The sequence below is a fragment of the Micromonospora sp. KC723 genome (assembly GCF_004348595.1).
In the GTDB taxonomy this organism is placed as follows: domain Bacteria; phylum Actinomycetota; class Actinomycetes; order Mycobacteriales; family Micromonosporaceae; genus Micromonospora.
Window position 1 is genome coordinate 1 of sequence record NZ_SMKD01000207.1, and the last position, 7,278, is coordinate 7,278.

4 protein-coding genes are annotated in these 7,278 nt (G+C 71.1%); all 4 read right to left on the reverse strand.

Going from position 1 to position 7,278, the window contains the following annotated elements; all coding sequences use genetic code 11:
• Positions 1-128: 128 nt before the first annotated feature.
• Positions 129-731 carry a sugar O-acetyltransferase gene (locus E1165_RS27165; protein WP_132394561.1) on the reverse strand — a complete coding sequence of 201 codons (603 nt, stop codon included), beginning with the start codon at positions 729-731 and terminating at the stop codon, positions 129-131.
• 116 nt (positions 732-847) lie between these two features.
• A complete protein-coding gene (treZ, locus tag E1165_RS27170; protein ID WP_132394562.1) occupies positions 848-2,581 on the reverse strand; it encodes a malto-oligosyltrehalose trehalohydrolase in 1,734 nt (577 codons plus the stop codon).
• Positions 2,578-4,914, reverse strand: coding sequence for a malto-oligosyltrehalose synthase (gene treY / locus E1165_RS27175; protein ID WP_132394563.1), 2,337 nt, complete (start codon positions 4,912-4,914; stop codon positions 2,578-2,580). The genes treZ and treY overlap by 4 nt, the downstream gene beginning before the upstream one ends.
• Position 4,915: 1 nt before the next feature.
• Positions 4,916-7,036 (reverse strand): glycogen debranching protein GlgX, encoded by a 2,121-nt coding sequence (glgX, locus tag E1165_RS27180; protein ID WP_132394564.1) that lies wholly within the window; start codon positions 7,034-7,036, stop codon positions 4,916-4,918.
• Positions 7,037-7,278 lie beyond the last annotated feature (242 nt).

Genomic DNA, 7,278 nt, shown 5'->3' on the forward strand with positions numbered 1-7,278 from the left:
GGGTGCGTTAGCGTGTGGCACGAGGACCTCCGAGACGGTGTGGAACCTTCGACAAGCTCCACCTCACCCGGAGGTCCTCACCTATTTCAAGATCCCAGCCCTGTCACCAACGTCCATGGGCAGAACACCTAGCCGGCCGCGCTCCGTGTCGTCAGGTCGTCGTCGGTGATGGGTCGGAGCACCCGGCAGGGCGTCCCCACCGCGACGACCATCGGAGGGACGTCACGGCTGACCACGCTCCCCGCGCCGATGACCGATCCGTATCCGACACGGACGCCGGGCAGGACGACGGCGTTGCTGCCGATCCAGACCCTGTCCTCGATCACGATGGGTGCCGAGAACCGCGCGTAGTCGACCCGGCGCGCAGGATGCACCGGGTGCCCCGTCGTCGTGAGCGTCACGCTGGGCGCGATCATGACGCCGTCGCCGATGTGGATGTCCACGTCGTCGACGAAGGTGAGGTTGACGTTCCCGAAGAAGTCGTCACCGATGTGGACGTTGCTCCCGAATCCAGCGTGGAAGGGCGGGAGCAGTACGGTGCGCTCACCGACCGACCCGAGGATGGCGACGAGTAAGGACCTCCGCCTGCCGGTTTCGCTCGGCGGTGTGTGGTTGTACTCGAAGATGAGATCGGTACGTCGCTGGGAAGCCTGGAACGAAGCCTCCGACTCGGTGTAGACGAGACCCTGACGGATCCGCTCCAAGACCGTCTGCTCGTCACTCTGCGACACGCTGGAGCGCTCCTTCCCCACCCTGTACGCCGAACCCCGTGCACCCGGCCTCCGCGGCGGTGTACCGACGCTACGCCACGACCTGCACGCCGTCGCGGCCGTCCCCGGGTCGGAACTCAGAGCGCCACGATGGCCGCCGTCTCCCCGGGCAACTCCACCCGGTCGCGCAGCACCGTCACCCCTTCCCCGGTGGCCAGCAACACCCGCCGCACCACCCCGGGCAGCGAGATCCCCTGCGCCCGAGCCGCCAGGTTCGCCACCACCAGACAGTCCCCGCGCCGCATCACCAGGAAGCGGTCCCCGTGCCACATCTGCACCCGGTCCAGCCGAGGATCCGACAGGTCGGGGCGCGCCTTCCGCAGGGCGATCAACCGGCGGTGGAACTCGTACATCTCCCGGTGCTCGGGTTTGTCCCGCTCCGCCCAGTCCAGCTGGGACCGCAGGAACGTCTGCGGATCCTGGGGGTCGGGAACGTCGTCGGAGAGCCAGCCGTGCGCCGCGAACTCCCGCCGCCGTCCCCGGGCCACCGCGGTGGCAAGTTCCGGCTCCGGGTGGCTGGTGAAGAACTGCCACGGCGTGCCGGCGGCCCACTCCTCCCCCATGAACAGCATCGGGGTGAACGGCGCGGTCATCAGCAGCACCGCCCCGACGCGCAGCAGCGCCGGCGAGAGGGTGGCGGAGATCCGGTCACCGGTGGCCCGGTTGCCGATCTGGTCGTGGTTCTGCAGGTACGCCACGAACCGGTGCCCCGGCGTACGCTGCCGGTCCACCGGCCGCCCGTGCGCCCGGTTACGGAACGTCGAGTACGTGCCGGCGTGGAAGAACGCGCCGGTGAGCACGTCGGTGAGGCACTCCAGCGAACCGAAGTCGTCGTAGTAGCCCTGCCGTTCCCCGGTGAGCAGGCTGTGCATGGCGTGGTGGGCGTCGTCGTTCCACTGGGCGTGCAGGCCGTACCCGCCGGCCTCGCGCGGGCTGATCAGTGTCGGGTCGTTGAGATCGCTCTCGGCGATCAGCGACAGCGGCCGGCCCAGGTGGGTGGAGAGCGCCTCCACCTCGGCCGCGACCTGCTCCAGGAAGTGCGTGGCGCGGCTGTCGGGCATGGCGTGCACGGCGTCGAGCCGCAGCCCGTCGACGTGGTAGTCGCGCAGCCACATCAGCACCGAGTCGATGATGTAGCGGCGTACGCCGTCGGAGTGCGGACCGTCGAGGTTGACGGTGCGGCCCCAGGTGTTGCTCTGTTCGGTGAGGTACGGCGCGAACATCGGCGCGTAGGCCCCGGAGGGCCCGAAATGGTTGTAGACGACGTCGAGGATCACCCCCAGTCCCTTGGCGTGGGCGGCGTCGACGAGGCGTTTGAGTCCGTCCGGCCCGCCGTAGGGCTGGTGCGGGGCATACCAGCAGACGCCGTCGTAGCCCCAGTTGTGTTCGCCGTTGAAGGCGTTGACCGGCAGCAGTTCGATCATGTCGACACCGAGGTCGACCAGGTGGTCGAGGCGGCCGATCGCCGCGTCGAAGGTGCCTTCCGGGGTGAAGGTGCCGATGTGCAGTTCGTAGAGGATGCTGCCCGGCAGTTGCCGGCCCGTCCAGGTCTGGTCGGTCCAGGCGAACGCCGAGTGGTCGTAGAGCCGGCTGGGCCCGTGCACGCCGTCCGGCTGCCATGCCGAGCGGGGGTCGGGCAGCGGGCGGTCGTCGTCGCCGAGCAGGAACGCGTAGTCGGTGCCCGGCCCGGCCCCGGGAACCTCGACCCGCCACCAACCCCCGGGGCCGGGGCGCATCTCGCGGTCGGCGGCGCCCGGCAGCCGCAGCCGGACCCGGGCGGCCTCGGGCGCCCACACCGTGAACTCGGTCATGCGGCATCCTCCACGGAGTCGGTGGGAGCCAGCAGGGCGACGGGATAGGTGTCGAGCAGATCATCGAGCAGCAGCTCAGCCCCACTGTAGGTCCGACCGGTGAACACGTCGGTAACACTGTTGCCGGACATCGGCAGCCGCGTTCCCCGCCAGCCACCGGCGCGGGCCAGCCGCAGCGGAAGCCGGGTGGCCACGGCGAGCGCGCCGCCCCGGTCGAAGGCGACGGCGTGCGCGCCGGCCGGCCCGTGCGCCGGCACCGGTCGGTAGCCGGTGAACAGTTCCGGGTGGTCGCGGCGCAGCCGTAGCGTCCGCGACACCACCAGCAGTTTCGCCGCGCCGTCGGCGGCCACCTCGGGCCGCCAACCGGCGTCGAGGCGGGCCAGCAACCCCCGGCGTACGGCGAAGTCGACCGGCCGGCGGTTGTCCGGGTCGACCAGGGAGTTCTCCCACAGCTCGGTGCCCTGGTAGGTGTCCGGCACCCCGGGCATGGCGAGCTGCACGAGCTTCTGCCCCAGGGAGTTGGACCAGCCGGCCGGGGTGATCTCGTCGACGAACGCGGTGATCTCGGCGCGCAGTTCCGGGTCGTCGTACATCCGGTCCACCAGGGCGTGCATCTGGTGCTCGAAGGCCAGGTCGGGGTCGGCCCAGCTGGTCGAGGTCGACGCCTCCCGGGCGGCCTTCTCGGCGTACGCGTGCAGACGCTGCCGCTCGATGGGCCAGGCACCGACGGTGCTCTGCCAGAGCAGGTGGGCGAGAGCCGGGTCGGCCAGTGGCGCGCGGGACATCCACCGGCTGACGGTCTCCGCCCAGCGGCCGGGCAGCTCGGACAGCACGGCGAGCCGGGCGCGGACGTCCTCGCCGCGCTTGGTGTCGTGGGTGGACAGGGTGGTCATGCTGGCCGGCCAGCGGGCGTGCCGGGCGGCGACGAAGCGGTGGAACCGCTCCGGCGGCACCCCGAAGTGGGCCGGTGAGCCGCCGACCTCGTTGAGCGCGACGAACCGGCTCCACCGGTAGTAGGCGGTGTCCTCCACCCCCTTGGCCATCACCGCGCCGGACAGCTGCGGGAAGCGGGCGGCCAGCTCGTGGCCGGGGTCGCGCAGGTGGGCGGTGACCGCGTCCAGGGTGGCGGCGAGGTCCGGGCGGCGGCGGCCCGCCTCGGCGCGGGCGGCGGCCAGGTGCCGGGCGCCCTCCGGCGGGTAGCCCCGGTAGACCGGGAAGCAGGCGGCCAACTCGGCGAGGGCGTCCCGGGTGACCTCTGCGTCCAGTTCGGGGGCGAGCGCGGCGAGTCGGGTCAGCTCGGCGGCGAGCAGCCGGGTGGCGGCCTGCCGCTTGGTGTCGTGGACGAGGTCCTGCCAGGAGGTGTGCCGGCCGGTCAACCGGCCGTCGAGGGTCGTGAAGTCGTCCTCGGCGTCGCTGTCGACGAAGAGCCCGCAGACGGCGGCGAGGGCGTCGTACCCGGTGGTGCCGTCGACCGGCCACTCCGGCAGCTCCTCGCCGTACTCGAGGACTTTCTCCACGATCAGCCAGGTGTCCGGGGCGGCGGCGCGCAGCCGGGCCAGGTAGCCGGCGGGGTCACGCAGGCCGTCGGGGTGGTCGACACGGATGCCGTCGACATGACCGGCGGCGACCCAGCGCAGGATCTCGACGTGGGTGGCGTCGAAGACCGCCGGGTCCTCCACCCGCAGGCCGGCCAGGTCGGAGACGGCGAAGAACCGGCGGTACGTCAGTTCGCCGTCCCCGCGCCGCCAGTTGACCAGCTCGTAGTGCTGCCGGTCGTGCACCTGGCGCGGGGTGCCCTCGCCGGTGCCGTCGGCCATCGGGAACCGGTGCTCGTGGTAGCGCAGCTCCCCGTCGACGATCTTGAGGTCGTCGAGGGCGTCGGGACTGTCGGCGAGCACCGGCAGCAGCAGCCGCCCCCGGTCCCAGTCGATGTCGAACCAGGCCGCGTACGCCGATTCCCGGCCGCGGCGCAGCACGTCCCACCAGGCCGGGTTGGCGGCCGGCTGGGCCACCCCGGCGTGGTTGGGCACGATGTCCACGACGAGGCCGAGCCCGGCGGCGCGCAGCGCCCGGACCAGACGTTGCCGGGCGGCCTCGCCGCCGAGTTCGGGGTTGACCGACCGGTGGTCGACCACGTCGTAGCCGTGCTGGCTGCCGGGGCAGGCGGCGAGCAGCGGCGCGCTGTAGAGGTGGGTGACGCCGAGGTCGGCCAGCCAGTCGGTGAGGCCGGCGGTGGCGTCCAGGTCGAAGCCGGGGCGGACCTGGACCCGGTAGGTCGACCCGACGCGCGAGGTCGCCACCGCCGTCTCGGGGGGCCGGGAGGTGTCGGGCATGTCAGGCCATCCTCTCCAGGACCAGCAGCGAGCGGTCCGGCACGCAGATCGCCCCGCCCGCCTCGACCACGGTGTTCTTCTCCGGGTCCGGGTCCGCGGTGCTGATCTTCAGCTCCCACCGCTGCCCGAACTCCTCGCCGGGCAGGGTGAAGTCCAGGGGCGCGTCGTGGGCGTTGAACAGCAGCAGGAAGGAACTGTCCCGGTGGCGCTGGCCGTACTGCCCGCGCTCGGGGATGCCGTCACCGTTGACGAACAGGGCCACCGAGCGGCCGAAGTCGTTGCCCCAGTCCTCCCCGGTCATCTCCCGGCCGTCGGGGGTGTACCAGGCCAGGTCGGGCAGGCCGGAGCCGGCGGCACGGCCGCCGACGGGCAGGCCGGTGAAGAACCGGCGACGGTGGAACACCTGGTGGGAGTTGCGGAACGCGGTGAGCCGACGGACGAAGTCGAGCAGTTCGGGGTCGGCGTGCTCCCAGTCGATCCAGGCCAGTTCGCTGTCCTGGCAGTAGGCGTTGTTGTTGCCGCGCTGGGTGCGGCCCAACTCGTCGCCGTGGCCGATCATCGGCACACCCTGGGAGAGCATCAGGGTGGCCAGGAAGTTGCGTCGCTGCCGGGCCCGCAGGGCGCGTACGCCCGGGTCGTCGGTCTCCCCCTCGACGCCGCAGTTCCACGACCGGTTGTGGCCCTCGCCGTCCCGGTTCTCCTCGCCGTTGGCCTCGTTGTGCTTGTCGTTGTACGACACCAGGTCGTTGAGGGTGAACCCGTCGTGGCAGGTGACGAAGTTGATGCTGTGGAACGGCCGGCGGCCGTCGTCCTGGTAGAGGTCGGCGGAGCCGGAGATGCGGGAGGCGAACTCGGCGAGGGTGGCCGGCTCGCCGCGCCAGAAGTCGCGGACGGTGTCGCGGTACTTGCCGTTCCACTCGGTCCACTGCGGCGGGAAGTTGCCCACCTGGTAGCCGCCGGGACCGACGTCCCACGGTTCGGCGATCAACTTGACCTGGCTGACCACCGGGTCCTGCTGGACCACCTCGAAGAAGGTGGAGAGGCGGTCGACCTCGTAGAACTCGCGGGCCAGGGTGGCGGCGAGGTCGAAGCGGAAGCCGTCGACGTGCATCTCGGTGACCCAGTACCGCAGAGAATCCATGATCAGTTGCAGGGAGTGCGGGCTGCGCACGTTGAGGCTGTTGCCGGTGCCGGTGTAGTCGACGAAGCAACGCCGGTCCTCTTCCGAGAGCCGGTAGTAGCTGGGGGTGTCGATGCCCTTGAAGCTCAACGTCGGGCCGAGGTGGTTGCCCTCGGCGGTGTGGTTGTAGACCACGTCGAGGATGACCTCGATGCCGGCGGCGTGCAGCGCCCGGACCATGCCGCGGAACTCCTGCACCTGCTGGCCGAGACGGCCGAGCGCCGAGTAGCCGTGGTGCGGGGCGAAGAACCCGATGGTGTTGTAGCCCCAGTAGTTGCGCAGCCCGAGGTCGGCCAGGCGGTGGTCGTGGACGAACTCGTGCACCGGCATCAACTCGACGGCGGTCACCCCGAGCCGCCTGAAGTAGTCGATCATCACCGGGGAGGCGATCGCCGCGTACGTGCCGCGCAACTCCTCGGGGATGCCGGGGTGGCGCATGGTCAGCCCGCGCACGTGCGCCTCGTAGATCACCGAGTGGTGGTACGGGATGCGCGGCGGCTTGTCGTTGCCCCAGTCGAAGTAGGGGTTGACCACGACCGACTTGGGCACGAACGGCGCCGAGTCGGAGGTGCTCATCCGGTCCTGGTCACCGCCCATGTCGTAGTCGTAGACGGCCGGATCCCAGCTGACCTCCCCGTCGACGGCCTTGGCGTACGGGTCGAGCAGCAGCTTGTGCGGGTTGCAGCGCAGCCCGTTGGCCGGGTCCCACGGCCCGTGGACCCGGTAGCCGTACCGCTGGCCCGGCTCGATGCCCGGCAGGTACGCGTGCCAGACGTACGCGTCGACCTCGCGCAGCTCGATCCGCCGTTCGACGCCGGTGTCCCACTCGTCGAAGAGGCAGAGCTCGACCTTCTCGGCCACCTCCGAGAAGATCGCGAAGTTGGTGCCCATCCCGTCGTGGGTGGCGCCGAGGGGGTAGCGCTCGCCCGGCCAGACCTGCATGTCGCTCCTTCAGGCACATGATCATGAGCGCGTCGCACGGCGACACCGACGAGGCGCACGCCGCTAATGCCCCACCGCCCGGCCGGCCAATCCATCCGTTCGGACGACACCCGATATCCACCCGCCTGATGCCCCCACAACCTTCGGGTGTCCTCCGTCACGATATGCCCTCTCAGGATGCGGAGGACCGACTCGTGCCCTTTCCTTGATGCGGGCGCACCCGCGCGGGCGCACCCGCCCTC